Here is a 24,726-nt window from a genome sequence, read left to right as displayed (position 1 = left end):
GTCAAAATACGTAGTTGAGGCGGACGCGCACGAGCTGCGCGGGCTTGGCGAAGAGGCCGACCTGCGGGTTGTCTAGCCCCGAGAGCGGGAAGAGGACGGCGTAGTCGAGCGTCGCGAAGAACCCGTCCTTGTGCTCGTACGTGAGCGACGGATCGAGCTCGACGCCGAGGGGCTTCTTCCCGCCGGGCGTCGACTCGGCGAAGTTGGCCACGCTCGCGATCGCGGCGGCGCTGGCGGTGACGCGGAAGCTCGACTCGTCGATGAGGCGCACGCGCGCGTGCGGCCGGAGGTACGTCGCGTCGGTCACGGTGCCGATGATCTCGCGGAACAAGATGCGATCGACGCGGAAATCGGGGTGAAATCGGAAGTTGTCGATGCGGTTGTCGGCGCGAGGGTTCGCCTGCGGGCCGTCGAGATCGCCCGGCTTCGGGGCCTTCGCGCCGGGCTTCTGGACGACGCCGAACCCCGGCGCGGGATCGCCGCTGGCGTACCCGAGATCGAGGCCCACGGCGGCGCGCCCGTCCTCGCCGCCGTAGTCGGACTCGAACGCGGCGCCGAGCTGCCGCGCCTTCACGGGATCGCGGAGCAGCACGCCCGGGATGACGCTCGCCTGATCGATGGTCGACATCACGAGCGAGATCTCGGCCTCGAGGCGCAGCGTGGGCGTCACGAGCTTCGCCCAGGCGTCGACGCCCGTGGCGGTGAGCCCGCGCGACATGATCTGCGCGTCTTGCGAGGTGGAGAGGTCGAGCGGCTGCGCGGTGGGCAGGTAGGAGGCGGGCACGTCGTCGCGCTGCCACCGGTGCGTGAGGTAGCCGCCGTAGTCGGCGGTGGTCTTGCCGGCCTTCTTGCGCCGCGCGAGCGACTCCTTGCTCCAGCCGCGGAGGAACGCGAGCGTCGCCGTGCGCACGTTGGTCGTGCGCTCGAGGTCGAGCACGCGGTTCTGCGCGGGCCGCGTGCCGATCGGCCCGGTCGCCGAGAAGTCGTAGGCGATCGCGACGATGTGATCGAGCACGGGCGTGACGAGCGCGAGCCGGTCGGCCGCGTCGGCGGAGTCGCAGTCGAGGCAGTCGCCGCCGTTCGCGACGAGGCCGAGGCCCCAGTGGGTGCCCATGCGGCCGGCCGCGAGCACGCCGAACGGGAGCAGCGCCTCGCCGTACGCGCGCCGCACCTTCAGCGGATCGCTCGGCGAGCGTTGACTCGCGCTCGCGGCGGGCGCGCCGTCGGGCACGCTGCCGAGGCTCAGGTTGTCGAGCGCGTCGAGGCGGAGCTTCACCGCAAGGGTCGAGCCCGGCGCGAACACCTTCACGTCCATGCGCGCGCGCATGTCCCAGTGGGTGAGCGTCTGCGCCTTCGGATCGGCGCGCGAGACCGGGTAGAGCGGATCGCCCGACGGCGTCAGGCCGCGATCGAGGTCCAGGTTGGTGAGCGCCTCGCCGCGCACGCGGAGGTACCCGTCGAGCTCGACGTGCACTTTGTCGCGCTGCACGATGTCCTCGCCGAGCTCGGCGAACCCGGTGGCGTGCGCGGTCCCAGGCCTGAGCGCGCTGAGCACACCGAGCGCGACGAGCGCGACGAGCGCGACCACGCCGGCCCGGGGGCCGAGCCGCCCGCGGCGGAAGCGGGACGAGGGGCGGCTCATGGTGCGGCCGTCTCCGGCGCGACCCGCGACGAGGGGTCGTGCGGCGGCCCCTCGAGGAGGAACGCGTGGAGGTCTCGGGTGGAGGCCGCGGCCGCCTCGATCATGGGGAAATGTCCGCACTGCGGGTACACGATGAGGCGCGAGTTGCGCAGATCGCGGCTCAGCCGCTCGCCGTACTTGAGCAGGGTGACGCCGTCCTCCCGCCCGATCATCACGAGCGCTCGCTGGGTGATCGTGCGGTAGCGGTCCTCGACGAGCGCGTAGCGTTGACCGCGCACCGCCGCGAGGGCGGACGCTTTGGTGCCGGGGCGCTCGAGCGCAGCCTCGACCGAGCTCACGAGCTCCTCGGTCACGTACTTCTTGTCGAAGAACGCGAGGGTCAGGCGGTCCTCCGCGCGCTGCGTGTAGTATGCACCGAAGAGCGCCTCGCCCACGCCGTCCGCCCGCGCCCAGTGGAAGAAGAGAGGCAGCTGCTCTTCGTACGCCCAAGGGTCGTAGATCGCGATGCGCTCGACGCGCTCGGGCGCCGCCATGGCCGCCGCGAGAGTGACCGACGCGCCCCACGAGTGCCCGACCACGGCCGCGCGCGCGACGCCGAGGTGGGTCATGAGCCCGAGGACCAACCTCGCCTCGGCGTCCGGCGAGTAGTCCCCCTCCGGCCGGTCGGTCCAGCCGAAGCCCTTGAGGTCGAGCGCGATGACCCGGTGGGTGCGGCGCAGGACCGGTACCACCGCGGTCCAGGTCTCGAGCGTCGCCGCGAACCCGTGCACCAGCACGACCGGCGGCTTCTTCTTCTCGGCCTCGTCGCCCGCCGCGGTGTCTGTGTACCTCACGCGCGCCCCTGCCACGGAGGCGAAGGTCGCGCCCTTGGGCTCTCCGGGCATTGGGCCCGAGTGGAACGAGAGGCAACCGGTGGCGGAGAGAGCGAACATCGCCGTCGCGAGGGCCGCGCGCACGCGCTGCCCCGTCTGCCCCGTCTGCGCCGTCTGCCCCGTCGGCTCTGGGTCTAGCCCACGCGCCGCGCGCCTCATGGCGAGATCCTGCGCACCTCGCTCGCGCGCGTGAACTCGGCGTTCGCCTCGTTGTCGGCCGAGGTCGCCGTCGCCACGGTCCCGTAGCACTCGGTGACCCAGGCGAACGAGCGAACGACCGTGACGAGCAGGCCCACGGTGCGCGTGAGGGTCGTGCGCACCCGCAGCACGGTGAACGTGCCGAGCGGGGTCTTCAGGGTGCCGCGCGCGTCGACGGCGGAGTCGTACTTCTCGCTGTAGGTCGAGAACACCCCGCTCGCGAGGCCCGTGACCGTCGAGGTGGTCGTGAACGCCTTGCCCATCTCGAGCGGGAACGCGAGCACGTCGACCGCGGGCGAGTACGCGACGTTCGTGCGGGTCACGCCGTCGGCGGGCGAGACGACGCCGCGCAGCTTCAGGGCTCCCGGTGAGAGCTCGAACACCCCGAGCAGCTCGCTGCGCGCGGAGAGCTTCGTCGCGTAGCTCGCGCCCGCGAAGTCGGCCGCGAACCACTTGCCTTCGACCCGCTGGGTCTCGACGAGCGCGAGGGCGTCGCCGGGCAGCTCCGCGGAGAGGTCCCAGCTACGCGTGCCGTCGCCGAGCGGCGTGCCGGCGGTGGCGATGTCCGCGTCCTTCGCGACCTTGTACGTGGCGCGGAGACCCGCGGCGAGCGGCACCTCTTCGCGGGTGATGCGGAAGTCCTTGTTGGGCACGCAGCCCGCGTCGCCTACGGGGCCGGCCTCGAGGGGCTCGCTCGCGTCGGCGCCCGCGTCTGTGTCGACCGCGGTCGTCGCGTCGGTCGTCGCGTCGACGTCGCCGGGCGGCATGCACCGCCCGGTCGCGCTGCACGCCCCGGAAGCGCAGTCGGCGCCTCGGCTGCACTCGGGCCCGGACGTCGCGCACCCCGCCGTGCCCACGACGCCCACGACGCCCACGACGCCCACGACGCCAAGAGCAGGGAGCGCGGGGAGCGCGAGCGCCAAGCTGAGGAAGGAGGCACGCGCGGAGCGGGAGAGCGAGGGGGTCATGGGCGCACCGAGGGCAGGCGGGGAGGCGCGGAGGCGCGGGGAGCGTCTGTGTTGCTGTGCAACACGGACACTGGCATATTCGCCGCAACCTCCCCGGTCAAGGTCAAATGTTGCACGGCACAATCGCTGCCGTGCGATGCTCCAGCGGCGCCGAGCGCGCCCCGGCTCGCGTCGCCGGCGCGCGCGCAGAGTCACGAGAGCGCGAGAGGACGCGGCCCATGCGTATCGTCAAGAAGTACTCGAACAGGCGGCTCTACGACACCGACGAGAGCCGCTACATCACGCTCGACGAGCTCGCCGAGTTGGTGCGCGGCGGCTCCGACGTCTTCGTTCAGGACGCGAAGTCGGGAGAGGACCTGACCCAGGTGACCCTGGCGCACGTCATCCTCGAGAGCCGCGGCGGCGGCCGCCTCCTGCCGGTGCCGCTGCTCGTGCAAATGATCCGCATGGGTGACGACGCGCTCGCTGAATTTCTAGGCCGTTACATGAGCTGGGCCATGGAGCTCTACCTCCACGCCAAGAACGGATCCGGCGCTCTCTTCCCCCATAATCCGCTCGCGCAGCTCCCCTTTACGGCCGGCAACGCGCTCGCCCGCGTGCTCATGAACGGCGGGCCCTGGGCGCGTGGGCGATCGCGACCCGCGCCCGATGTGCGCGCCGTTCAGGCCTCGTCGCCACGAGACACCCCGCCGCCGCCGGCCGCCACCGGCGAGGACATCGCCGAGCTCCGCCGCGAGCTCGAGGAGCTGAAGCGCGAGCTGCGCGCGCCGTCACCGAAGAAGCGCAGCTAGGCGGCCCGTGGCGACCTCGTCATGTTGCGACGCAACATGCGGCGCGGTGCACGGGGAGGCCTGGCCTCACGCGCGGGCGTCCGCGATGGCCTTGAGCAGCTGGGCGTCGAAGTCGGACTCGGCCTCTGCGGCCGTCCCCGCGGCGAGCCCTTGCCGCGTGACGACGAGCTTCATGCTGGGGACCACGTAGATCTTCTGGTCCCGGGCGCCCAGCGCCGAGACGAGATCGGCCGGCGCCTTGCCCTTCATGCTGCCGCGTCCCTGGAGCCACCACAGGAGCCCGTAGTCGGCCTTCGCCGCCGAGGGCGTCCACGCCTCGGCGAACCACCCCGCGGCGGTGACGGGCTTGCCCGACCACAGGCCGCCCCGCGTCGCCAGGAGGCCGAACCGCGCCATGTCCCGGGCGCGGAGCTCGAGGCCCCAGATGGGCGCGCCGACCGGATCCACCTGGCCGCGGCTGACCCAGGTCCCGCCGACGCCGATCGCGTCGAAGAGCCACTCCCGAGAGAGCGCGTTGATGTCCTTCGCGGCCACCTTCTCGAGCACCGCGCGGAGCTTCTGGTAGGCGTTCGTGTTGTAGTCGAACCGCGCGCCCGGCTCCGCCACCTTCACGAGCGTGTTGGGGTTGAGGCCGCTCGAGTGAGTCATCAGGTGACGCAGGGTGATGCGCGCCTCGTCGGCGGGGTCGGCCTTCGACCAGCCCGCGGGCAGGTGAGAGGACACCGTGTCGTCGAGGGTGAGGAGCTTGCGATCGCGTGCGAGCCCGATCAGGGTCGAGGTGAAGCTCTTCTGCACCGAAGCCACGTCGGTCTGGGTCGTCGCCGTGGCCGTCAGGAAGTAGCGCTCGAGCAGCACGCGCCCGTCGACGAGCATCATGAACGAGCTCGACTTGTTGGCCTCGACGAGCTTCACCAGCGCGTCGAGACCGGCGGGTGACCAGCCCGTCGCGGCGGGGTCGGCGGTCTCCCACGCGTCCGAGCCGTTGGGCGGGAAGTAGTCGCCGCTCGGCGGGGGCGGCGGCGCCGTCGTCGAGCCCGAGGGCGTGGGGATCGGGCCGGCGCCCGCGTCCGCGGTGTCGGCTGGCCCGTCGGCCTTCCCGCAACCCAAGAGCCCCATCGCGGTCATCGCCGACAGCCCGGCGACGACGTCCCGCCTCCCTAACCCAAGTTTCGCCATGGCCGGAGCATGGCGGACGTCCCGACGGTGCGCAACGCCGAGCGATGTTGCGGCGCAACACGGTCGACGTCGCGACGGTCATGGGCGGAGCGTAATGCGCCCGCCGCACGGGATGTCGACCTGCCGCGGCGTCCCGCGGCTGCCGATCTTCACTTCGCGTCTCCCGCACGGCGCGAGCACGACGGCCGGCGTCTCGCCGAGCGCGTGCTTCCCGACGAAGACTCGGTGACCTGCGGGCGCCCCTTGCACGAGGATCTCACCCATGCCCCGCGGGATCGCCCGCGCCGGCGAGGCCCCGGCGACCTCTGCGTCTTGGGCGCCGCCTTCCCCGCTCGCTGCGTCGTCGGCGCTCGCGTCGCGCGCGTCCGAGGGGATCGTCGGGCTCGTCGCGTCTTCGGGCGTGGCGGAGGCCGACGCGGAAGCAGACGCGGACGCGGAAGCGCTCGCCGCCGCGTCGTCCGTAGCGGGCGTCGTTCGCGCGGCGCCGGTCCACGCGCGCACCGCGAGGAAGGCGCCCACGGCGAGCAGCCCGCCTGCCACGGCGAAGGGCCACCGCGCCGTGCGCGCGGGCTGCGGTGGAGGCAGCGTGGGCGCGCTCCGTGAGCCCGCGGCGTCCCGCGCCTCGACCGGGATCGGGGCCGCAGGGATCGGAGCGGCGGGGATCGGGGCCGCGGGGATCGGCGCTGCCGGGATCGGCGCCGCGACCGGGGGAGGATCGGTCCGCGTCACGATCACCGAGGGCTCGGGTGTCGCCGCCAGGGGAACCGCCCGCATGGGGAGCGTCTTCGTCGGCACTCCCTCGATGGTCAGCGGTGCGGTGACGTTCGCCTCGAGCCCCGAGGGTGACGCGGCGACCAGCGCCGACCCAACCCTCGGAGAGGGCTGCGTGGCCGCGGGCGGCTCGAGCTCCTCAGCGGTCTCGATGGTCGGGCCCGCGGCAGGCGGGGGCGGGGTACCGTAGCGCGCCGTGGAGGGCGGGATCGGGGCGGGCTCCGGCGCGGGGTCGCGGTCGCGCCTTCGCCGTGGCAGGCGGCGCTTCTTCGCCGCAGGACGGATCTTTCCTTCGCTGAGCGTCACCGACGAGGGCATGGGGGCGGGCGGGGCGGCGAAGGCGATCGAGCTCGGGAGCGGCGCCGCCTCCCGCACGCCCAGGCGCTCCGCCCGCTGCTGCTCGGCCTCCGCGCGATCGACGTCCCCGCGGAGCAGGGCGAGGTGGGAGAGTACGTACGAGGCGAACCCCAGCTCGGGCGCCTGCCGCTTCGCTCGGATGGCGATCGACTCGAGCTCCGCGGCGCGCTGCTCGTCGCCGCGAAGGGTGAGCCAGCCGAGGTAGAGCTCGTACTCGGCCATGCCCGGGTCCAGCTGGTGGGCGCGCCAGAACTCGGCCTTCGCCGCCGTCGCGTCGCCGCTCTCGAGGTGCGCCTTGCCGAGGTGAAACGAGCGCTCGGCGACGATCTTCGCCGATGCCGAGGCCGCCGGCTCGGAGGTGGCGCGCTCGGCGTCCTCGGAGAGCAGCCAGCGCAGGGTGCCGTGCCCCTTCGGCGCCACCGCCCCGATGGCGCTCCGCTTCGCAGCGCGCGTGAGGCGCTCGGAGCGCGCCGCGAGGGGCACCACGAGGCGAGGCGGGGGCGGATGGCTGCGCTGCGAAGGCGGACCGCCGGGCCACGTGAGGCTGCCCGCCGCGGCGAGCGCCGCGACGAAAGGGAGCCCGTCGTGCGGGCCTCGGTTGCCCTTCACCATCTCCGCGAGCATCTTCGAGCCGCCCTCGCGGATCACCGCGCCGAGCGCCTCGTTCTCCTCCACCCGCGTGCGGAAGAGCGCGCGCATGGCCTCCACGGGCTCGAGCAGCACCGGCGGCGCCGCGCGCACGAGGGGCTGCACGAAGGCGGCGAGGCGGAGCCGTGGGAGCTTGCGGAAGGCCGAGAGCACGAGCGGCTCGATCGAGGTCGGGAACCGCGCCCGGAGCTCGGGGTTGCGGGTGGTCGGGACCACCGCGAAGGTGGGCGTCTCCCAGGTGAGCGCCTCGACCAGCGTGGCGCGCAGGTCCGCGAGCAGGGCGAGACCGAGCTCTTTCCGCGTGAGGAAACCCCGGGCGATCGCCGCGTCACCGAGCCGCCGCGTCGCGCCCCGGGCCTCGTGCTCGGCGAGGTCGGCCAGCAGGGCGTCGAGCTGCTCGCGGGTGAGCTTCCCCTCGAGCACGAGCAGCTCGCCCAGCGACGCCGTCGTGCCGGGCGACTCCGGGTGCACGAGGCCCCCTTCTTCGAAGTGAAGCCAGCGCTCGCGGCCGTCGGCGGCCACCATCACGGCGCACGTCTCCCCTGCAGACTGGATCGCGAAGAGCTCTGCGAGGAGGAGGTCGGCCTGGACGGCTTCGGTCACGGGGCACCAGTGTGCAGAACTCCGTCGGAAATGGGCAACTTGCTTTCGCGCGCGCTGCGCCGAGGGCCTGCCGGCGGCCGCTCGGTCAGGCGGCGTGAGCCGCCGAGTGCCCTGCGTGCGCGGGCGCGTACGCGCCCGCGCACGCGATCATCGGGCGCACCCGCACGCGACGGGGAGATCGAGCGGCCGCGCGGTCCGGCCGGCTCCCGAGCCACGGACAGCGTTCATGCGCCTCGAGGTCGCGCCCGAAGGTGCGCGTCGAGCCGGGGTTCGATGCGGGGCTCCTGCGCGAGGTCGTGAGGGAGACGTGCTCGGTCCTGTTCGTTTACCTGAGACGTCGGGCGAGTGATTCGAGTTTTCCCCGTGTGACCTGACCAACCAGTCCGTTTCACCGCGGTAACCGGATCTCATCCAGGCGCGTTGTAGGCCCTCGCGCGCGGGGACCTTGTCCCGAGCTCCCACGGGCGAGGGTGACCGCAGGCTGGGTCTCGCGCGCTTCGGGCTCGCCTCGGGCGGCCTACCGTGGCGGCGCGAGGAGGGCGCACATCATCCGCACGAGCAGCGCTCGCAGGTGCTCGTTGTCGTGCTCGCGACTCCCGAACACCATCCCGATCTGGACGCCCTTCAGCGCGTAGAGCGCGACGAACGTCGCGAGCTCGAGCCCCTCCGCGTCGACGTCGTCGCCGTACTCGGCGAGCTTCGCGCGGAGCGCGGCGAGCACGCGCACGTCGTTATCGAGCGTGAACCGGAGGTGCTTGAGCGACACGGCGGCCAGCACGAGCTGCCGGAGGAAGGGGGCGTTGCGCGCGTTCAGCTCGAACACGAGGTCCACGAGGCCGGCGATCGCCTGGTCGAGCGGCGTGGTCGCGGCGCAGGTCGCCTCGATGCGCGCCACGAGCGCGTCCACGGTGCGGTTGAACTCGCGCTCGATGAGCGCGTGGAGCACGGCGTCCTTGCCGGGGAAGTACTGGTAGAGCGAGCCCACGCTGACGCCCGCTCGCTCGGCGATGTGGTTGGTCGTGAGGCGCTCGAGGCCGTGGCGAGAGACGATCTGCGCCGAGGCCTGGATGATTTCGTCGATGGTCCCGCGAGCGCGTGACTGGCGGGCGACCTTGCGAGGGGAGAATGGATCGAACGCCATAACGGTGGGACTCCTGGGCACGCTCAGCGACGTCTCCCCACCGTGAGCACTCGCCCGCGGGACCGCGAGTCACCCCAACGGGCGACGGTCGGGCGTGTCACCCGATTGGGGGACATCGCGCGGCCAGGACGGCTCACGATCGCCTGCAAATGTGAGCACTTCGTGGCCAGCGCCGGTTCGCGTCGGGAGCCCGGCGCGGCGTCTCGCGGGCCGAAACGCGAGTAGCCACGGGGCCGTGTCGGCCGCACCTTCCAGGACACGACGCGGCGATGTCTGCCCACGAGGGGGAGGCGCGCGACGCGTCGACTTGAAGCCCGGCTCCGCCGGGAGAGGAGTCCCATGATCCGTCGCATCCGTCGCATCCGTCGCTCGTTCATCTGCCTCGCGGCGCTCGCCTGTTCGCTCCTCGCCGTCTCCCCAGCGCTTGCCGCCCCGGGTGCCGACCTCTCCGTCGGCATCTCGGCCCCGGTGGGCGTGCACGTCGACGAGACGGGGCGCTACACCGTCACGGTCGCGAACTCAGGCAATCGCAACGCGTCCAACGTGTCGGTCGTCATCGATCTCCCGAAGACACACACGAGCCCCCAGGTGTTCGTGATGGGCCAGCTCGGCGCGCGAGACTCGCGATGCACGCTCTCCGGGACGGCGCTCACGTGCGCGCTCGGCACCGTGGGTCGCGGCGCGACGAAGTCGGTCTTCTTCGATATCGCGCTACCCTACAGCGCGGCGCCGATCGTGTTCGACGCCGACGTGACGACGAGCAGCTCCGACACGAACGCGGCCAACGACTCCGCGCAGCACACGGCGACGCCGCTCACCTACCCGGTCACGGTGGCGGCGCCCGCGACGGCGACGATTCGGCACTGCACGGGGCAGGGCCTCACCTCATTCCACGAGTGCGAGCGCTTCCCGAGCTCCATCTCGTCGCACACGACCACCTTCAACGCCGACACGACCCTCAGCGTCCCCGGCGAGCCCTCGGTGAGCGGCAGCTGGAGCCGCCCGGCGGCGGATCGCCTGACCTTCCAGTACGTCGATGGCGGGATGCCCGTCGCGACGTTCGAGGGCTACGGGGTGAGCGGACGCTGCTTCGAGGGGGTGACTACGTTCGGCGGCCCCTACATGGCCATGTACGAGGTCTGCTTCCCCTGACTCGCGTGACGCCAGTTCGCGCTCCGCGCCCACGCGCGGCGGCGAGCTCACTCGAGGCGATCGAGTGAGCATGGCCCTGGCTCGAGCCGCGCGGCCTCGTCCTGCGTGGGCAAGCCATCGTCCCGACGCACTGAGCGTGCGACCTGCGAGGACACTGGGTTTCGCGTGCTCGCTGGCGACCAGCACCCCGACCACGACTCGATCGCGTCGTTTCGCAAGCAACACCTCGAAGCGCTCGCCGGCATGTTTTTGCAGGTCTTGCGGCTCTGCCAGAAGGCAGGCCTGGTCAAGCTGGGGCACATCGCGATCGACGGCACGAAGCTCAAAGCGAACGCGTGCAAGTGGTTAAGAAGATGCCCTTCTTGCAGGCGCGCTTGGGGCCACCGTCGCGGGCGCCCGGCTGGATGGCGGCGCCCGTGGCGTCGGTCGACCGAGCACGTCTCGATGGCGTCGCGCGGCAAGGCGTGCACGATGGTCGCGCCGAGCGTGCTGCCGAGGCCCTCGAGGTTGCGGCACATGGTCGAGCGATCGAGGGACTCGCCCATCGCCGAGACGTGTCGCTCGAGGCGGTAGTTCGGGACCCCGAGCGCGAAATTCTGCACGGCGAGCCAGGCGAGCACCGAGGTGTGGAGCATGGCGCGCGGGAACAGCGGCTTCGGCGAGGGCGCGACCATCACCCTCGCCGCGCCGTGAACGGAGACTTCGTACTTCGCCACCTTCCAACACACTGCGAGAGGTTCCCTCTCGCTACGCAGTTCGCTGCGCGAACGGCAGTCGTGCTAGCCGTGCTAGCCTGTCCCGTAGGGGGCGCGGCGCCCTCGGCCACAAAGCTGGCCGATTCACCCCTCCGGCTCGTCCGCTCCCGCGGCCAACTACCACCACTGCGAGAATGAAGTCTCGCAGTAGTGCTAACGAGCCGACTTGTTGGCGTGATCGAGCGCCACGGCCTCGTGCGCGCGTGGCGCGGCTCCACGCGTTTACGCGAGAATTCTCGCGACGCGTGGTGCTCAATCAGAGAGCGCCCCGCTCAGCGCGGCGGGGCGGTCGGTGTGGTCTCGTCGCGGTCGTCGAACACGACGGTCCGCTCGGGCCACAGCAGCGCGCCGAGGCCGCCGGTGAACTCGGTCTTGCGCCCCGCGTGGCGCTCTGCGAAGCGCCGCCCGACGCTGTAGTCGACGCAGAACACGTCGCCCGACCACGCGAACGGGGGCACGTCGTCCCACACATCGACCTTGCCAGGCACGGGCGCTCCCCGCCGTCGCCAGTAGTGCCCCACGACCGTGGGGCGATCCACGGGCTCGCGCCACCATCGATCCCGACAGACGAAGCGCCATTTCCCGCCCACGAAGAAGTGCTCCCCCGGCGCGACGGGCACCTCCGCGCCGGAGGTGAGCAGCTTCACGGGGTTCCGGAGCTGCAGCGCGCTGTCCTCTTCGGCGACCGCGGCGAGGTGGCGATCGGGCTTCACGTGCTGGTCGCGGAGGCCGGCGAGCTCCGCCCGCTCCTTCGCAGCCGCGGCCGGGACGCCGCGAGCGGCCAGATCGGCGCGTGTGGCCTGCTCGGCTGCCTTCGAGAGGGCCGCGGGGTCGCCCTCCGCCGGCAGGCGCGCGACCGTGGCGGCCGAGTATCCCGCGTGGACCACGCGCACGTCGTCGCGCTCGAGCACGAGGGGGAGCCTCCTCAGCAGCTCGAGGACCTCGTCGCGGTCGGCCGGGGAGGCCGGGACCGAGTCGAACGGCACCTCGGCCCCCTCGATCTGCGCGTGGTCGGGGTGCCCGAAGAACCAGCCGTTGCCCTCCTTGCGGTCCCCGAGCAGGATGTTGAGCTCGTGGTTTCCCAGGGTCGCGAGCGCGCGCCCCTCCGCGATGAGCGCGGCGACGCGCCGCACCACAGCGACGCTGTCGGGCCCGCGATCGACCAGATCGCCGACGAACACGAGGGTGCGCGGCGTGGCGTCGGCCGCGAGGCGCTCGAGGAGGCGGTCGAGAGCCTCGATTTCGCCGTGCACGTCGCCCACGATCGCGAGGGGCCCAGGGGGCAGCGGCTGCACGAGCTGGGGCATCGGGCGAGCTTGGCACGTCCCGCGCGTTGGCGCACCCGGCGCGAGCCATCGTCGCGCGCCGGGCGCGGTCGTGGTAGGCCACGGGCATCATGGGTGCAATGAAGACAGGGCGAGAGCTGCTCGCCGAGAAGGGCCTCCTCAAGGACGTCGTGGCGCTGTCGGTCGCCGGCAAGGTCGTCGACCTCCACACGCCGATCGATGAGGGTGCAGAATACACGCGAATCCTCTCGACCGATCCGCAGGGGCTCGCCGTCATCCGGCACTCGACCGCGCACGTCATGGCCGACGCGGTGCAGCGCCTCTTCCCGGGCACGAAGGTCACCATCGGCCCGTCGATCGACGACGGCTTCTATTACGACTTCGCGAAGGCCGAGGGCACCTTCTCCGAGGAAGACCTCGCCAAGATCGAGAAGGCGATGCTCGAGATCGTCGGCAAGAAGTCGCCGTTCCGGCGCGTCCCCGTGAGCCGCGACGAGGCGCTCGCGCGGTTCCGCGGCATGGGCGAGTCGTTCAAGGTCGAGATCATCGAGCGCATCCCCGCGGGCGAGGAGATCTCCCTCTATTTCCACGGCGAGCCGGGGCACGAGTGGGTCGACGTGTGCGAGGGCCCGCACGTCCCCAACACCGGGTACCTGAAGGCCATCAAGCTCACCAGCGTCGCGGGCGCTTACTGGCGGGGCGACGAGAAGAACCCGATGCTCCAGCGCATCTACGGCACCGCCTTCCCCTCGAAGGAGGCGCTGGAGGAGCACCTGCGGCTGCTCGAGGAGGCGAAGCAGCGCGACCACCGCAAGCTCGGAAAAGAGCTCGATCTCTTCCTCTTCGACCCGGTCGCGCCCGCGATGCCCTTCTTCTTGCCGAAGGGGGCGTACGTGTACAACTCCCTCGTCAGCTTCGTGCGCAACCTCTACGAGGGCGAGGGCTACGAGGAGGTCATCACGCCGCAGGCGTTCGACCCGCGCCTCTTCCGCACGAGCGGCCACCTCGGCAACTACAACGAGAACATGTACCGCCTGTGGACCGAGGACGAGGTCGACGGCGTCGCGCAGGCCCACGCGAGCGATCCGGCCAAGGCGGCGGCGCTGGGCGAGGTCTTGCGCGCGGAGAGCTTCGCGCTCAAGCCGATGAACTGCCCGAGTCACTGCATCATCTTCGGGTCGCGCAAGCGCTCCTACCGCGAGCTCCCGTGGCGCGTGGCCGACTTCGGGCGTCTCCACCGCTACGAGCGCGGTGGCGTCGTGCACGGCCTCTCCCGCGTGCGCTCGTTCTGCCAGGACGACGCCCACATCTTCTGCACGAGGGCGCAGGTCCCGGCCGAGATCGAGAAGTTCATCGGCTTCTTGAACCTCGTCTACAAGGCCTTCGGCTTCGAGCGCATCGACATCAAGCTGGCGACCCGGCCGGACAAGCGCATCGGCACCGAGGCCGACTGGGACGAGGCCGAGGCCGCGCTCGAGCAGGGGCTCAAGAACGCCGGACTGCCTTTCGAGATCACCCCGGGCGAGGGCGCCTTCTACGGACCGAAGGTGGAGTTTCACATCCACGACGCGCTGAAGCGGAGCTGGCAGCTCGGCACCATCCAGTACGATCCGAACCTGCCCGAGCGCTTCGACCTCGGCTACGTCGGGGAAGACGGCAAGGAGCACCGGCCGATCATGCTCCACCGCGCGATCTTGGGCTCGCTCGAGCGCTTCTTCAGCGTGTACCTCGAGCACTCGGGCGGGAATTTCCCTGCGTGGATCGCGCCGAGGCAGGCCGTCGTGCTCACCGTGAGCGAGAAGGTCGACGCCTACGCCACGGACGTGGCGCGGCGCCTCCGCGAGCGAGGCCTGCGGGTCGATCTCGACGTGAGCGCGGACAAGCTCGGGGCGAAGATCCGCAACGCGCGCCTCGCGCGGTTCCCCTACATGCTCGTGGTCGGCGCGAAAGAGGCCGAGACGGGCGCGGTGGGAGTCCGCTCTCGCGACAAGGGTGAGCTCGGCGCGATGCCGGTCGACACCTTCGCCGAGCTGCTCCTCGCCGAGGGGCGGCCTCCAAGCGCTCGCGTGTGATGCGGTCCCCGCGGTCGCACGGCCGTCGCTCCGGGGCGCGCGTCGCGGCCGCCCTCGTGGTCGCGCTCGTCCCGGTCGCCGCGCCCCGCGTGGCGGCCGCGGTGGAGCCGGTCCCCGCGCCCCCGCGGGCCGCCGGGGCGCTGGAGGACGAGGCGGAGGTGCTGCCCGGGTTGCGCGCGCCCACGGTGTTCTTCGGGGGGCGCACCACCATGACCGACGTGCAGTCCCGCGGCGAGGGCGCCACGAGCTTCGGGGCGCTCTTCGTGACGAGCGCTTCGTTCCACGGGAGCCAGGGCCGCTTCGGCTCGCTCCGCGGCTCGTTCATCGGCGCGATCGGATCGGGCACGGCGACCGTCGAGGGGTGGCTCCGCGGCGCGCTCACTCTCGGCGCGCGCTACCAGCTGAACGCCGACCAGTCGGCCTTCCTCCGGTTCGGCTTCGGCGGCGAGGCGCAGGGCAACGGAAACTACTATTTTTCTCGCCTCGAGCTGCCCATCGTCGAGGCCGGGTGGCAGCTCGGCACGGCCGAGCGCTTCGTGGAGGGGGGCCTGCGGGCGTCGCCGCTCCTCGCGGGCAGCTACCACGTCGAGGGTCCGCTCCCGCGCACGCTGAGCGGCGCGGGCCAATACGGCGCATACTTCTCGGCGCGCACCATGGCACTGCGGAGCGAGTTCTCGGTCACCTACATCGACAAGCGCGGCGACGCGTTCGATCGCCCCGTGCAGGTCGCGCGCGCGCTCGTCTGCGGCTTCGGGGTGGCGCAGGTGCTGGTCGTCTGCCTCGACGGCCAAGCGCTCCGCGTGCCGAACGGGGGCGCGGTCACTGCGGACCTGTCCGGCTCCCGTGTATTCTACACCGGGCTCACCGTCGGAGTAGGTCAGACCTTTCGGCCGGTGGACGAGTGAGCGCCGCGCGTCCCGCCGCGTGGTCTCTCTCTCTGGCTGGCGTCGCCGCGGCGGTGTTGGCGTCGTGGTCCGCGTCCGCGGGAGAGCCGCTGCCTCTCGCGACCTCGCCGAGCGCCGGGCCGGCGTCGACGGGGCTCCCGCCCTTGCCGGCGCCTTCCGCCCCCGCGCCCACCGCATCCTCGGCGCCGAGGGCCGAGGTCGCGTCGCCACCGCAGCCGCGGGTGCGCCCTGTTCCGCCGTCCAGTCCGTGCGCATGCGACACCGACTGCTCGCCGTGCGAGGACAAGCCGCGCACGCCGGGGAGCTTCGTCATCGGAGTCCGAGTGCAGTCGACCCAGACCGACGCGCCGGCCCTCGCCGGCGGTCCCGGCGACGCCGTGGGCGTGTCGTTCGCGGGGCGCTTCGAGTCGCACAACGACGAGAGCGGCCTGCTCGCGAGCCGCGGCGACCTTGGCTTCGGCCTCGGGGGAGGCACCGGCGGCGTCGAGGGCCTCTTCGGCGGCGCGGTGCTGGTGGGCGTGCGCCTCCCCATCGCCCGGCGGCACGCTCCGTTCCTGCGCGTCGGCTTCGCGGGAGAGTACCAAGGCAACGCGCGCTATCTCTGGTCGCGCTTCGACCTGCCGCTCGGCGAGACCGGCTACCAGTACGTGCACGGCGACTCCCTCATCGAGGCCGGCGCGCGCCTCTCCCCGGTGCTCACGGGGCGCTTTCGCGCGGAGTCGGCGACGCGGGTCCTCTCGTCGGCGTTCTCGTTCGGCGGCTTCGTCACCGCGCGCACCGGCGGGGGGCGGGTCGACCTGCTTTACACGCGGGTCCAAGCGAACGACGGGCTCGGCGGCCCCGTCGATGTTTTTCAGGGCCTCGCGTGCTGGCTCCCCTTCAACGTGTTCGCCCTGTGTCTCGACGGTCAGCTCGTCACCAGCACCCTCGCCGCCCCAACGGGCCCGCTGGGCGGGGCGTACGTCGGCGGCTTGCTCGGGCTCGGCACCGCCGGCGCGCGCGACAGGTGAGCGCGCCCGAGGGCGCCGCCGGTGCGGGAGGTGGTTCTTCGCGCCAGGCGCGGCCGCCCGCGCCGGGCCGATTTCTCCGATGTCCATTGACGCGGGCCCGAAAAACTCGGAAAACCGTGCGCACGCGGCACAGTCGCGATTTTTTCCCCTTTTCGGAGGTCAAGTACGCCACATGGCCATGGGTCGTCCCCGCTTCGATCCGCGTCAACAGCAGCGCGGCTTTCAGATTCGAGTCAACCACCGCATCCGCGTCCCCGAGGTCCGCGTCATCGGCCCGGAGGGCGAGATGCTCGGCGTGCTGCCCACGCACGAGGCGCTGAAGCGCGCGCAGGAGGCAAACCTCGATCTGGTCGAGGTGAACCCCAAGGCCGAGCCGCCGGTGTGCAAGATCCTCGACTTCGGGAAGTACAAGTACGAGGAAAAGAAGAAGACCGCCGAGGCGAAGCGCAAGCAGACCGTGGTCGAGGTGAAGGAGGTCAAGCTCCGCCCCAAGACCGACGATCACGACATCGCCTTCAAGATCAAGGCGGCGCGTCGCTTCCTCGAGGCCGGTCACAAGGTGAAGTTCACGGTTCGCTTCCGCGGCCGCGAGATCACCCACCCCGAGAAGGCGCAAGAGCAGCTCACGCTCGTCATCCACGGCACCGAAGACCTGGCGAACGTCGAGACTCGCGCCATGATGGAAGCGCGCACCATGACCGTCATGGTGGCCCCCAAGCCCGCCATCATGCAGCGGGTCGCTCAGCTGAAGGCGCAGCGCGAGAAGGATCGCCAGCTCGCCGCGAAGGAAGGGCGCGAGCTCCCGTCCGAGCCGTCGCTGCCCGACATGGAAGACGATGACGACGACGACGACGACGACGACGACGACGACGAAGGTGGAGCGCCGGCCGGCGAGGCCTGAGCTCTCCCGTCGCCTGACGCTCGCGGGCGTCCTCGGTGCCTCGGCTTTGCTCGCGATCATCGCGGGCAGCCGGGGCGCTGACGTTTTGGGGGAGGAGCTGGGCGGCGAGCTCGGGCGGTGGGCCGCGCCGTCGCCCCGCCACACGGCCCTGCACCTCGGGTTGCCGCGCGTCGACGACGCGCACGAGCTCGCCCCGGGTGGGCCCGTCGCGGGCGCCCCAGGCGGCCCCGCGGCGCACGCGGCTGGCGGGGCCGCTGCCCCGGGCCCGGTGGGGATCCGAACCCGCGGGGTGCACGTGCCGGCGTCCGTGGTGCTGGCCTACGCGAGGCGCGGCGTGGTGCCGGCGGTCGACTCGCGCGAGGGCGTGCGGCTCCGCGGCGTGGGGACCGGCGCGGGCCTCTCGGACGGGGACCTGCTCGTGTCGGTGGGGAGCGCGCGTGTTCGATCCCTGCGCGAGGTGTCGGGCATCGTGACGAGCGCCATCCTCGCCGGGCGCACCGAGCTGTCAGGGATCGTGCGGCGCGGGGACGACGACATCGCCGTCAGCGTGGAGATCCCGACCGGCGCCGAGGCGCCCGCGAATTGACAGATCGGCCGGTTCCGCACATAACGCGGCCTTGATGCCGGAAGCCCAGCCCGACCGAAAAGTCCGAATCCTCGTCGCCAAGCCCGGTCTCGACGGCCACGATCGCGGCGCGAAGGTGGTGGCGCGCGCCCTCCGCGACGCCGGGTTCGAGGTGGTCTACACGGGCCTCCACCAGACGCCGGAGATGATCGCGAACGCCGCCGTTCAGGAAGACGTCGACGGCGTCGGGCTGTCGATCATGAGCGGCGCGCACAACACGCTCTTCCCCGCCGTGCTCGCCGCGCTGCGCGCGAAGGGCGCCGACGACGTCGTGCTCTTTGGCGGCGGCATCATCCCCGACGACGACGTCACGCGGCTGCGCGAGGCGGGCGTTCAGGGCGTGTTCACCCCGGGCACGCGCCTCGAGACGATCATCGGCTGGGTGCGCGACAACATCCGCGCGCGCTGAGTCGGCGGTCCATCACCTTCGAGCGAGCCGCGGATTTCGCCTGACGCGTCCTCGGGCCGGGGTCGCGCTCATGTGCGCTGCAAGTGCTCGAATTTACTCGCGTTCCCGCCGTCGAAAGAGGCGGCGCAGCGGGAGGGCCAGCGCGAAGAGCGCGAGCGCTGCGCGTGAGACCGGGCTCTTCCCTCGTGGACGCGAGCGCAGGCTCGCGTCGGCGTCGCAGTCCGAGCCGCCGCCCGAGCCGCTCGAGCACGAGTCGCTGGACGAGGAGGAGGAGTCGCTCGCGCAGGCGTCGCCCGCCGAGTCGTTGTCGCCGCCGACGGTGTCGCCGCTGCAGCCCGGGTCGCTCGAGTCGGAGGAGCCGGAGGAGCTGCTCGTGTCGGTGCCTCCGCCGCACGAGTCGTCGCTCGAGGAGCTGGTGTCGCTCGAGGAGCTCGTGTCGACCACGACCGCGCTCCCGGAGCAGCCCGAGCTCTCGTAGTAGACGGGCTCTTCCTGCGGCGAGTCGGGGGAGCGCGGTGCCGGCGTGGCCTTCCCCGGAGGCACGGGAGAGGGGCTCGTGGCGCCGGGCGGGGGCTGCGGCAGACACAGCGGGTCGAAGCGCTGGCTCTCGATCACGCCTGACCGCGCGGCCGCCTCCTGGTACCCCACGAGCGCCCCGAAGCCGCCCGCGGGGATGAGGCCGTACGCGCGAGTGACGCTCAGCGACTCGATGCGCTTTCCCGAGAGCGCGAGGGCGAGGTCGTCGTCGGAGGTGCCGCAGGTCGCGACGACCGGGTCGACGTCGCCGGGGGTGGCCGCGCACGGCGGCGTGGAGCCGCCCGGGATTCGACCGAGCGCTCCCGCTGGGCAGGCGACCCCGAACCGGAGCGGCGCGTTGCGAAGCCGCCCGAGGGCGTCGGCGCATGCGGTGGCCTCCGCAGGGGTGCGAGCGACGCGCTCGGCGAACGTCTGGACGAGGGGGCGAGGGCGCTCGCCGCTGGGGAGCGCGTCGCGCGGCCCAAAGAGGAGATCGTGGCTCGCGGCCTCGGTGAGGAAGCCGAAGCCCCGGTAGGCCGAGACGACCTGCTCCCGCGCCGCGAGGTAGTTCGAGCCGCGCTCGTCCCACACGAGCTCGCTCGGCGGGAGCGAGACGGGCGCGCCGATCTGCACCGGCGATGTCGCCACGACCCATGCGGTCACCGGGAGCGTGCCGCTCGTCGCGCGCGTGAGAAAGAGCGGGAGCGCCGGCGGGCCGTCGTCGGAGACGCGGAGCACGGGCGTGCTCGACGGGCGTGCGCCGGGCGCGAAGGTGATGGCCACGACCATCGAGCCGTCTCGAAAGGCGAGCGACGCGAACCCCTGCGGGAGGTGCAGGCCCCGGTCCGATGCGAACCGCGTGAGCTCGGCGCCGCTCGTGAGCACAACGGGGGCGCCTGGCTCGGGGGTGGCGCGCTCCGTGGGCACCTCGTCGCGGACGGTCTCGTGGTCGCCCTCGGCGCCGCACGCCGTCGTGGACGGGCCGGCCGTGGTGCCGATGGGTCGCAGGACGCGGACCCGAGTGGCCTCGTCGAGCGCCGCGAAGAGCGGATCCCCGGCCAGGTCGATCGACGCTCCGGGCCGGGCGGGGACGAGCCACGCGACGCGCTCGCCGGCGGGGAGCACCGCCATCTGCCAGCGGGTCGTGCGGGCGCCATCGCTCGCGACCGCGACGCGGACGGCCAAGGGCGCCACACCACGGGACGAGGTACCGAGGGTCCCGCTCGCGCGCGCGGCCGAGGGCGTGTGCGCGACGAGCACCGCGCCGACGGCGAGGAGGGAAGCGACGAGCGAGGAGGGGAGGGGAGCGCGTGCCACGCTTGAAGAGGAGCAACCTGCGTGCCGACGGTGCCCCGCCCGAACCTCGCGAAAATGCCGAGGGATCTGCGCGGTGTCGCGCTCGAGCGTCATCACGAGTTCACGGCGAGACCTCGCCTACGGCTCGGGCTCGCCGTCGACTTGGTTCACCCCTTGGGGCTCACGTCAGGTTCACGAGCACCGCCGGGGCCGTCCGCGGCCGCCTCGATGCCGTCCCGGACGCGCGCCACCCGCGCCACGTTCGAAGGATTACGCCGTTCTGGGGCGGCACGGCCCGCGCAAGGGCGCCGCCCGAAGGAGGTCTCACATGCAGAACGGGTCTGGAAATCGGTGGGCAGCGCTCGTGGGTTCGGCGGCGGTGTCGGGGGCGCGGCCGCTCACGGTCGGGCTGCTGGTGGTGGCGGCAGCGGCGTGCGGCGGGGTCGATCGGGCGGTCGACTTGCCGGCCGCGCAGGAGGGCGCGGACGCCGGCGTGGCGGTGTCGACCGTCGAGATCGTGCGTGGGGTGCCCGATCGGGGGCGCGATCCCGCCGTGGTGGCCCTCGACCTCGGGGGCGAGGGGCTCTGCTCCGGCACGCTCGTGTCGGCGAAGCTTGTGCTCACGGCGCGGCACTGCGTCGCGCGCACCTCGGAGCGCATCGCGTGCCCGCCGCAGGGCGTTCACGTGCTGGGCGCGCGCGATCCCGCCACGATCTCGGTGTTGGTGGGCGAGACCGTCGAGCGCGCGAGGGAGGCGGCGCGAGGGAGGCGCGTCGTCGCTCCGTCGGGCGCGACGCTCTGCGACGCCGACATCGCCTTCCTCGTGCTCGATCGTCCGGTGGCCGGGGTGAAGCCCGTGGGAGTGCGCGCCACCGGCGTCGCCGCGGGAGACTTTGTGCGCGCCGTTGGCTTCGGCCGTCGCCCCTCGGACGGCGCGCTAGGCCAGAAGCTCCTGCGGGATCACGTGCGCGTGCTCTCGGTGAGCCCGGCGGAGTTCCTCGTCGGCGAGGCGACCTGCCAAGGGGACTCTGGTGGGCCCGCGCTCGACGACGACACCGGCGAGGTCGTGGGCGTCGTGTCGCGAGGGGGGCCGCGCTGCGATGGATCGAACGTGCACAACGTGTACACGCGCACGGACGCGTACCAGTGGCTCTTCGAGGAGGCCCTCCGGGCCGCCGGGGAGCCCGACCCCAAGGCCGGGGGCGCCGCCGACGCAGGGACCGGCGAGCCCGCGAAGCCGGGCGGCAAGGCGAAGCCGCCGACCGACGTGGGGGGCGCTTGCGCCACGGCCGCGGACTGCGCCGCGGGGGTGTGCATCGCCCGCGGAACGGGCGGGTACTGCAGCCGGCCCTGCGGGACCGGGGATCGCTGCCCCAATGGCTACCACTGCACGAAGCTCATGGGCGGCTCCGTGTGCGTCGCGACCCGGTGACCTCCCACGGCGGAGTCGGAGGCGCTGGGCAGGGGGGGCAGCTCGCGCGAGCCGCCTGCGGCGCAGGATCACGCGTTCCACGTTGACCGAGGTCGGCAGGGGCCCCTATGAACCTGGGTCAAAGGAGCCCCCGCGACCCTCATGGATTTCACCTTTTCCGAGCACCACCAGCTTCTGCGGACCAGCGTGCGCGAGTTCGCGAAGGCCCACATCCAGCCCCACGCGCGCGCGTGGGACGAGGAAGAGCGCTTCCCGCGGGAGCTCGTCCCCAAGCTGGCGGAGCTCGGCCTCCTCGGCATTCGCATCCCGGAGGAGTACGGCGGCTCGGGGATGGACACGACCAGCTACGCGATCTGCGTCGAGGAACTCGCGCGCGTCGACGGCTCGTCCGCGCTGACGGTCGCGTCGCACAACGGCCTCGGCACCGGCCACATCCTGGCGTTCGGAAACGAGGCCCAGAAGCGAAAGTACCTCCCGAAGGCGGCGTCGGGAGAGTGGCTGGCGGCCTGGGCGCTCACCGAGCCCGGCTCGGGGAGCGACTCGGCGGGCATGCAGACCACGGCGCGCCGCGCCGACGACGGCTCGTGGGTCCTGAACGGGACCAAGATGTTCATCACGCAGGGCAGCGTGGGCGGCTTCTGCGTCGTGCTCGCGCACTCGAACCCCAACGTGTCCAAGCAGCGCGGCATCACCGCGTTCGTGGTCGAGCACGGCACTCCCGGCTTCTCCGCGTCGAAGCACCTCGAGAAGCTCGGGTGCAAGTCGAGCGACACGTGCGAGCTCACGCTGGAGGACGTGCGCGTGCCGGACGAGAACCGCGTGGGCGAGGTCGACCATGGCTTCATCGACACGATGCAGATCCTCGACCGTGGCCGCATCTCGATCGCCGCCATGGCGCTCGGGCTCGGCTACGGCGCGCTGGACATGGCCGTCACCTACGCGAAGGATCGCAAGCAGTTCGGGAAGTCGATCGCCGAGTTTCAGGCCATCCAGTGGATGCTCGCCGACATGAAGACCGAGCTCGACGCCGCCCACCTGCTCACGTACCGCGCGGCCTGGCTCTGCGATCTCGGCCAGCCCTACTCGCGCGAGGCGTCGATGGCGAAGCTCTTCGCCAGCGAAGCGGCGTCGCGAGCGTGCAACAAGGCCCTGCAGATCCACGGCGGCTACGGCTACACGCGTGAGTTCGCCGTCGAGCGGCACCTGCGCGACGCGAAGCTCTGCGAGATCGGCGAGGGCACGAGCGAGGTCCAGCGCCTCGTCATCGCGAAGCACATGCTCGCCCCCTGACGCGCAACTCGATCCCTACGCGAGGGTCGGCGAGGCTGGTCAGCGAGCTGACCACCGCGCAGGCTGAACGCGTGTCGCCCTCCGCGCCCGATGACGCTCGACGTCTCGGGCGCGCCTCGTTTTTGTCCCGCGGAGGCGCCGTCCAAGAGTTTGGCGCAGCCGCCGTCGCGCGCCGGGAGCTTGGCCCACCCCACGCACCATGGCGCACCATGGATAAGGTCCTCATGGCCCTGAACACGCGCGCCGTCGGCGCTCGCGCAGCGCCCCGTCGCACATGTCCTAGCTTGTGGGCAACAAAGCACCCGCGATTGTTGACACCCCGACCGCGAACTCCATAGGGTGGCCCTTGAAGTGGGATGAAGTGGCAAGAAGTACCAAGCTACGGCAGGCCGACCCCATCGGCGCCCGTAGCGGGGACTTCGGGGAGCTGAGGGCGGCGTGTTTCGCGGGCGGTACGAGCACACGATGGACGGGAAGGGACGGACGAGCCTGCCGGCTCGGTACCGTGACGTCCTCGCGTCCATCTCCGAGCGCCGCATCGTCCTCACGAGCGGCCTCGACCCGTGCCTCGTGGCCTACACGCCGCCGGAGTGGGCCGCGTTCGAGGAGCGCCTCGCGAAGCTGCCGCAGTTCGATCGCGCGGTGCAGAAGCTCCGCCGCATCTACGTCTCCGGCGCGGTCGAGTGCGACGTGGACGAGTCTGGGCGCATCCTCGTCCCGCCGACCCTGAGGGAGCACGCGGGGCTCGCCAAAGACGTCCTCTGGGCGGGGTCCGGCAAGTACGCGGAGCTGTGGGATCGGGCCACCTGGAAGACCCACTTCGAGACCACCGAGGACGAGCGAGAGGTCATCGCCTCGCGTCTCGCGGAGCTCGGCCTGTGACCGGCGCGCCCGTCAAGCAGCTGGCTCTGCCAGGCCTCGACGTGCCCGCGGACGGCGACGTCGCGAGCGGAGAGGTGGAGTGGGTCTGGACCGACGATCCCCTGGAGGACGCCTTGCCGCAAGAGTTCGAGCACACCACGGTCATGCTCCGCGAGGTGTGCGACGCGCTCGCGCCCGACAGCGGGGGCCTCTTCGTCGACGCCACGCTGGGCGGCGGCGGACACACGCGCGCGCTCCTCGAGCGGTCGCCCGACGTCCGCGTCATCGCGTTCGATCGCGACGACGTGGCGCTCGACGCTGCCCGGCGCAGCCTCGCCTCCTTCGGCGACCGCGTCACGCTCGTGAAGACCACGTTCGGCCGCGTGCGTGAAGCGCTCACCGAGCTCGGTGTCGGGCGCGTCCAGGGGCTGTGCGCGGATCTCGGCGTGAGCTCGCCCCAGCTCGACGAGGCGGCTCGCGGGATGAGCTTCCGCCGCGAGGGGCCGATCGACATGCGCATGGACCAGACCTCGGGCGCCACGGCGCTCGACGTCATCGCGGAGCTCTCCGACGAGGAGCTCGCGGACGTGATCTTCCGGTACGGCGACGAGCGCCGCTCGAGGCGCATCGCGCGGAGCGTGAAGCGCGCGCACGACGCGGGCGAGCTCGTGACGACGCTCGACCTGCGGCGCGCGATCGTCCGTGCCGTAGGCCCCGCCCGCGTCGGCGGCGTCGACCCCGCGACGCGCACCTTCCAGGCGCTTCGCATCAAGGTGAACGAGGAGCTGCGCGAGCTCGAGTCGTTGCTGGCCGCGCTCCCCGACGTGCTCGAGATCGGCGGCACGGCGGCGGTCCTGAGCTTCCACTCCCATGAGGATCGCCTCGTGAAGCGGGCGTTCATCGGCGGCCCGCTCTCGGCGCTCACGAAGCGGCCCTCGATGGCCGGCGACGAGGAGTGCCTGTCGAACCCGCGCTCGAGGAGCGCGAAGCTGCGCGCCGCGCGGCTCGTGCCCGACGAGGGCGCCCCCCCCGATCGGAGCCAACCATGA

21 protein-coding genes are annotated in these 24,726 nt (G+C 72.1%); 12 read left to right on the top strand and 9 right to left on the bottom strand.

The genetic code is table 11. The annotated features are described in order from the left end of the window. Position 1 precedes the first annotated feature (1 nt). From IPQ09_30295 to IPQ09_30285, 3 genes are read right to left on the bottom strand one after another with little or no spacing between them, the layout of a single operon-like run. Positions 2 to 1,642 carry a TIGR04551 family protein gene (locus tag IPQ09_30295; protein MBL0198439.1) on the bottom strand — a complete coding sequence of 547 codons (1,641 nt, stop codon included), beginning with the start codon at positions 1,640 to 1,642 and terminating at the stop codon, positions 2 to 4. Continuing rightward, complete coding sequence (locus IPQ09_30290; GenBank protein MBL0198438.1) at positions 1,639 to 2,673, bottom strand: alpha/beta hydrolase; 1,035 nt, start codon at positions 2,671 to 2,673, stop codon at positions 1,639 to 1,641. Before IPQ09_30290 ends, IPQ09_30295 begins: the two co-directional genes overlap by 4 nt. Then, entirely contained in the window at positions 2,670 to 3,680 is a 1,011-nt protein-coding gene (locus tag IPQ09_30285) for a hypothetical protein (GenBank protein MBL0198437.1), read from the bottom strand. The genes IPQ09_30290 and IPQ09_30285 overlap by 4 nt, the downstream gene beginning before the upstream one ends. Before the next feature lie 218 nt (positions 3,681 to 3,898). Between IPQ09_30285 and IPQ09_30280 the strand changes: the two genes are divergently transcribed. Next, a complete protein-coding gene (locus IPQ09_30280) occupies positions 3,899 to 4,471 on the top strand; it encodes a hypothetical protein (GenBank protein MBL0198436.1) in 573 nt (190 codons plus the stop codon). A gap of 66 nt (positions 4,472 to 4,537) precedes the next feature. On the opposite strand, the gene IPQ09_30275 is transcribed toward IPQ09_30280, so the two are convergent. From IPQ09_30275 to IPQ09_30265, 3 genes are all read right to left on the bottom strand, one after another. Beyond that, entirely contained in the window at positions 4,538 to 5,647 is a 1,110-nt protein-coding gene (locus IPQ09_30275; protein ID MBL0198435.1) for a serine hydrolase, read from the bottom strand. Positions 5,648 to 5,725: 78 nt separating this feature from the next. After that, the gene (locus IPQ09_30270; GenBank protein MBL0198434.1) at positions 5,726 to 8,026 is read right to left on the bottom strand and encodes a hypothetical protein; all 2,301 of its coding nucleotides are present in this window, start codon (positions 8,024 to 8,026) and stop codon (positions 5,726 to 5,728) included. A gap of 517 nt (positions 8,027 to 8,543) precedes the next feature. Next, a complete protein-coding gene (locus tag IPQ09_30265) occupies positions 8,544 to 9,167 on the bottom strand; it encodes a TetR/AcrR family transcriptional regulator (GenBank protein ID MBL0198433.1) in 624 nt (207 codons plus the stop codon). A 339-nt stretch (positions 9,168 to 9,506) separates the two neighbouring features. On the opposite strand from IPQ09_30265, the gene IPQ09_30260 reads away from it, so the two are divergent. Beyond that, a complete protein-coding gene (locus IPQ09_30260) occupies positions 9,507 to 10,319 on the top strand; it encodes a hypothetical protein (protein MBL0198432.1) in 813 nt (270 codons plus the stop codon). A gap of 47 nt (positions 10,320 to 10,366) precedes the next feature. Here IPQ09_30260 and IPQ09_30255 read toward each other — a convergent pair whose 3' ends face one another. Both IPQ09_30255 and IPQ09_30250 read right to left on the bottom strand, forming a co-directional pair. Beyond that, complete coding sequence (locus IPQ09_30255; protein MBL0198431.1) at positions 10,367 to 11,035, bottom strand: transposase; 669 nt, start codon at positions 11,033 to 11,035, stop codon at positions 10,367 to 10,369. 311 nt (positions 11,036 to 11,346) lie between these two features. Beyond that, positions 11,347 to 12,381 (bottom strand): metallophosphoesterase, encoded by a 1,035-nt coding sequence (locus IPQ09_30250; GenBank protein MBL0198430.1) that lies wholly within the window; start codon positions 12,379 to 12,381, stop codon positions 11,347 to 11,349. Positions 12,382 to 12,470: 89 nt separating this feature from the next. On the opposite strand from IPQ09_30250, the gene thrS reads away from it, so the two are divergent. The 6 genes from thrS (at position 12,471) to IPQ09_30220 (ending at position 18,282) form a co-directional block, all read left to right on the top strand. Beyond that, complete coding sequence (gene thrS / locus IPQ09_30245; protein ID MBL0198429.1) at positions 12,471 to 14,432, top strand: threonine--tRNA ligase; 1,962 nt, start codon at positions 12,471 to 12,473, stop codon at positions 14,430 to 14,432. Further along, entirely contained in the window at positions 14,432 to 15,337 is a 906-nt protein-coding gene (locus tag IPQ09_30240) for a hypothetical protein (protein MBL0198428.1), read from the top strand. Before thrS ends, IPQ09_30240 begins: the two co-directional genes overlap by 1 nt. 323 nt (positions 15,338 to 15,660) lie before the next feature. Further along, positions 15,661 to 16,347, top strand: a complete 687-nt coding sequence (locus IPQ09_30235) for a hypothetical protein (GenBank protein MBL0198427.1) — start codon at positions 15,661 to 15,663, stop codon at positions 16,345 to 16,347. Between the two features lie 178 nt (positions 16,348 to 16,525). Further along, entirely contained in the window at positions 16,526 to 17,248 is a 723-nt protein-coding gene (locus IPQ09_30230) for a translation initiation factor IF-3 (protein ID MBL0198426.1), read from the top strand. Continuing rightward, the gene (locus IPQ09_30225; protein ID MBL0198425.1) at positions 17,184 to 17,834 is read left to right on the top strand and encodes a hypothetical protein; all 651 of its coding nucleotides are present in this window, start codon (positions 17,184 to 17,186) and stop codon (positions 17,832 to 17,834) included. Before IPQ09_30230 ends, IPQ09_30225 begins: the two co-directional genes overlap by 65 nt. Before the next feature lie 34 nt (positions 17,835 to 17,868). Beyond that, entirely contained in the window at positions 17,869 to 18,282 is a 414-nt protein-coding gene (locus tag IPQ09_30220; GenBank protein ID MBL0198424.1) for a cobalamin B12-binding domain-containing protein, read from the top strand. Positions 18,283 to 18,375: 93 nt separating this feature from the next. Here the strand turns inward: IPQ09_30220 and IPQ09_30215 are convergent, their stop codons facing one another. Continuing rightward, positions 18,376 to 20,115: a hypothetical protein gene (locus IPQ09_30215; GenBank protein MBL0198423.1), complete on the bottom strand. Its 1,740-nt coding sequence runs from the start codon at positions 20,113 to 20,115 to the stop codon at positions 18,376 to 18,378. A 307-nt stretch (positions 20,116 to 20,422) separates the two neighbouring features. Here IPQ09_30215 and IPQ09_30210 point away from each other — a divergent pair, with 307 nt between their 5' ends. The 4 genes from IPQ09_30210 (at position 20,423) to rsmH (ending at position 24,726) form a co-directional block, all read left to right on the top strand. Further along, entirely contained in the window at positions 20,423 to 21,526 is a 1,104-nt protein-coding gene (locus tag IPQ09_30210; GenBank protein ID MBL0198422.1) for a S1 family peptidase, read from the top strand. 141 nt (positions 21,527 to 21,667) lie between these two features. Further along, positions 21,668 to 22,816 carry an acyl-CoA dehydrogenase family protein gene (locus tag IPQ09_30205; protein ID MBL0198421.1) on the top strand — a complete coding sequence of 383 codons (1,149 nt, stop codon included), beginning with the start codon at positions 21,668 to 21,670 and terminating at the stop codon, positions 22,814 to 22,816. A 438-nt stretch (positions 22,817 to 23,254) separates the two neighbouring features. Continuing rightward, positions 23,255 to 23,698: a division/cell wall cluster transcriptional repressor MraZ gene (mraZ, locus tag IPQ09_30200; protein ID MBL0198420.1), complete on the top strand. Its 444-nt coding sequence runs from the start codon at positions 23,255 to 23,257 to the stop codon at positions 23,696 to 23,698. 143 nt (positions 23,699 to 23,841) lie between these two features. After that, entirely contained in the window at positions 23,842 to 24,726 is an 885-nt protein-coding gene (gene rsmH / locus IPQ09_30195; GenBank protein MBL0198419.1) for a 16S rRNA (cytosine(1402)-N(4))-methyltransferase RsmH, read from the top strand.

Source organism: Myxococcales bacterium (assembly GCA_016720545.1).
Taxonomy (GTDB): domain Bacteria; phylum Myxococcota_A; class Polyangia; order Polyangiales; family Polyangiaceae; genus JAAFHV01.
The sequence above is the reverse complement of the archived record's forward strand: the minus strand, read 5'-3'. Positions and strand labels throughout refer to the sequence as shown.

What these genes read in the sequence shown, in the direction of transcription:
- IPQ09_30210 (MBL0198422.1), top strand. Translation starts at nt 20,423, where the DNA reads ATGCAGAACGGGTCTGGAAATCGGTGGGCAGCGCTCGTGGGTTCGGCG.
- IPQ09_30230 (MBL0198426.1), top strand. Translation starts at nt 16,526, where the DNA reads ATGGGTCGTCCCCGCTTCGATCCGCGTCAACAGCAGCGCGGCTTTCAG.
- IPQ09_30205 (MBL0198421.1), top strand. Translation starts at nt 21,668, where the DNA reads ATGGATTTCACCTTTTCCGAGCACCACCAGCTTCTGCGGACCAGCGTG.
- IPQ09_30290 (MBL0198438.1), bottom strand. Translation starts at nt 2,673, where the DNA reads ATGAGGCGCGCGGCGCGTGGGCTAGACCCAGAGCCGACGGGGCAGACG.
- rsmH (MBL0198419.1), top strand. Translation starts at nt 23,842, where the DNA reads ATGCTCCGCGAGGTGTGCGACGCGCTCGCGCCCGACAGCGGGGGCCTC.
- IPQ09_30285 (MBL0198437.1), bottom strand. Translation starts at nt 3,680, where the DNA reads ATGACCCCCTCGCTCTCCCGCTCCGCGCGTGCCTCCTTCCTCAGCTTG.
- IPQ09_30260 (MBL0198432.1), top strand. Translation starts at nt 9,507, where the DNA reads ATGATCCGTCGCATCCGTCGCATCCGTCGCTCGTTCATCTGCCTCGCG.
- IPQ09_30275 (MBL0198435.1), bottom strand. Translation starts at nt 5,647, where the DNA reads ATGGCGAAACTTGGGTTAGGGAGGCGGGACGTCGTCGCCGGGCTGTCG.
- IPQ09_30220 (MBL0198424.1), top strand. Translation starts at nt 17,869, where the DNA reads ATGCCGGAAGCCCAGCCCGACCGAAAAGTCCGAATCCTCGTCGCCAAG.
- IPQ09_30265 (MBL0198433.1), bottom strand. Translation starts at nt 9,167, where the DNA reads ATGGCGTTCGATCCATTCTCCCCTCGCAAGGTCGCCCGCCAGTCACGC.
- IPQ09_30225 (MBL0198425.1), top strand. Translation starts at nt 17,184, where the DNA reads ATGACGACGACGACGACGACGACGACGACGACGACGAAGGTGGAGCGC.
- IPQ09_30280 (MBL0198436.1), top strand. Translation starts at nt 3,899, where the DNA reads ATGCGTATCGTCAAGAAGTACTCGAACAGGCGGCTCTACGACACCGAC.
- IPQ09_30295 (MBL0198439.1), bottom strand. Translation starts at nt 1,642, where the DNA reads ATGAGCCGCCCCTCGTCCCGCTTCCGCCGCGGGCGGCTCGGCCCCCGG.
- thrS (MBL0198429.1), top strand. Translation starts at nt 12,471, where the DNA reads ATGGGTGCAATGAAGACAGGGCGAGAGCTGCTCGCCGAGAAGGGCCTC.
- IPQ09_30250 (MBL0198430.1), bottom strand. Translation starts at nt 12,381, where the DNA reads ATGCCCCAGCTCGTGCAGCCGCTGCCCCCTGGGCCCCTCGCGATCGTG.
- IPQ09_30240 (MBL0198428.1), top strand. Translation starts at nt 14,432, where the DNA reads ATGCGGTCCCCGCGGTCGCACGGCCGTCGCTCCGGGGCGCGCGTCGCG.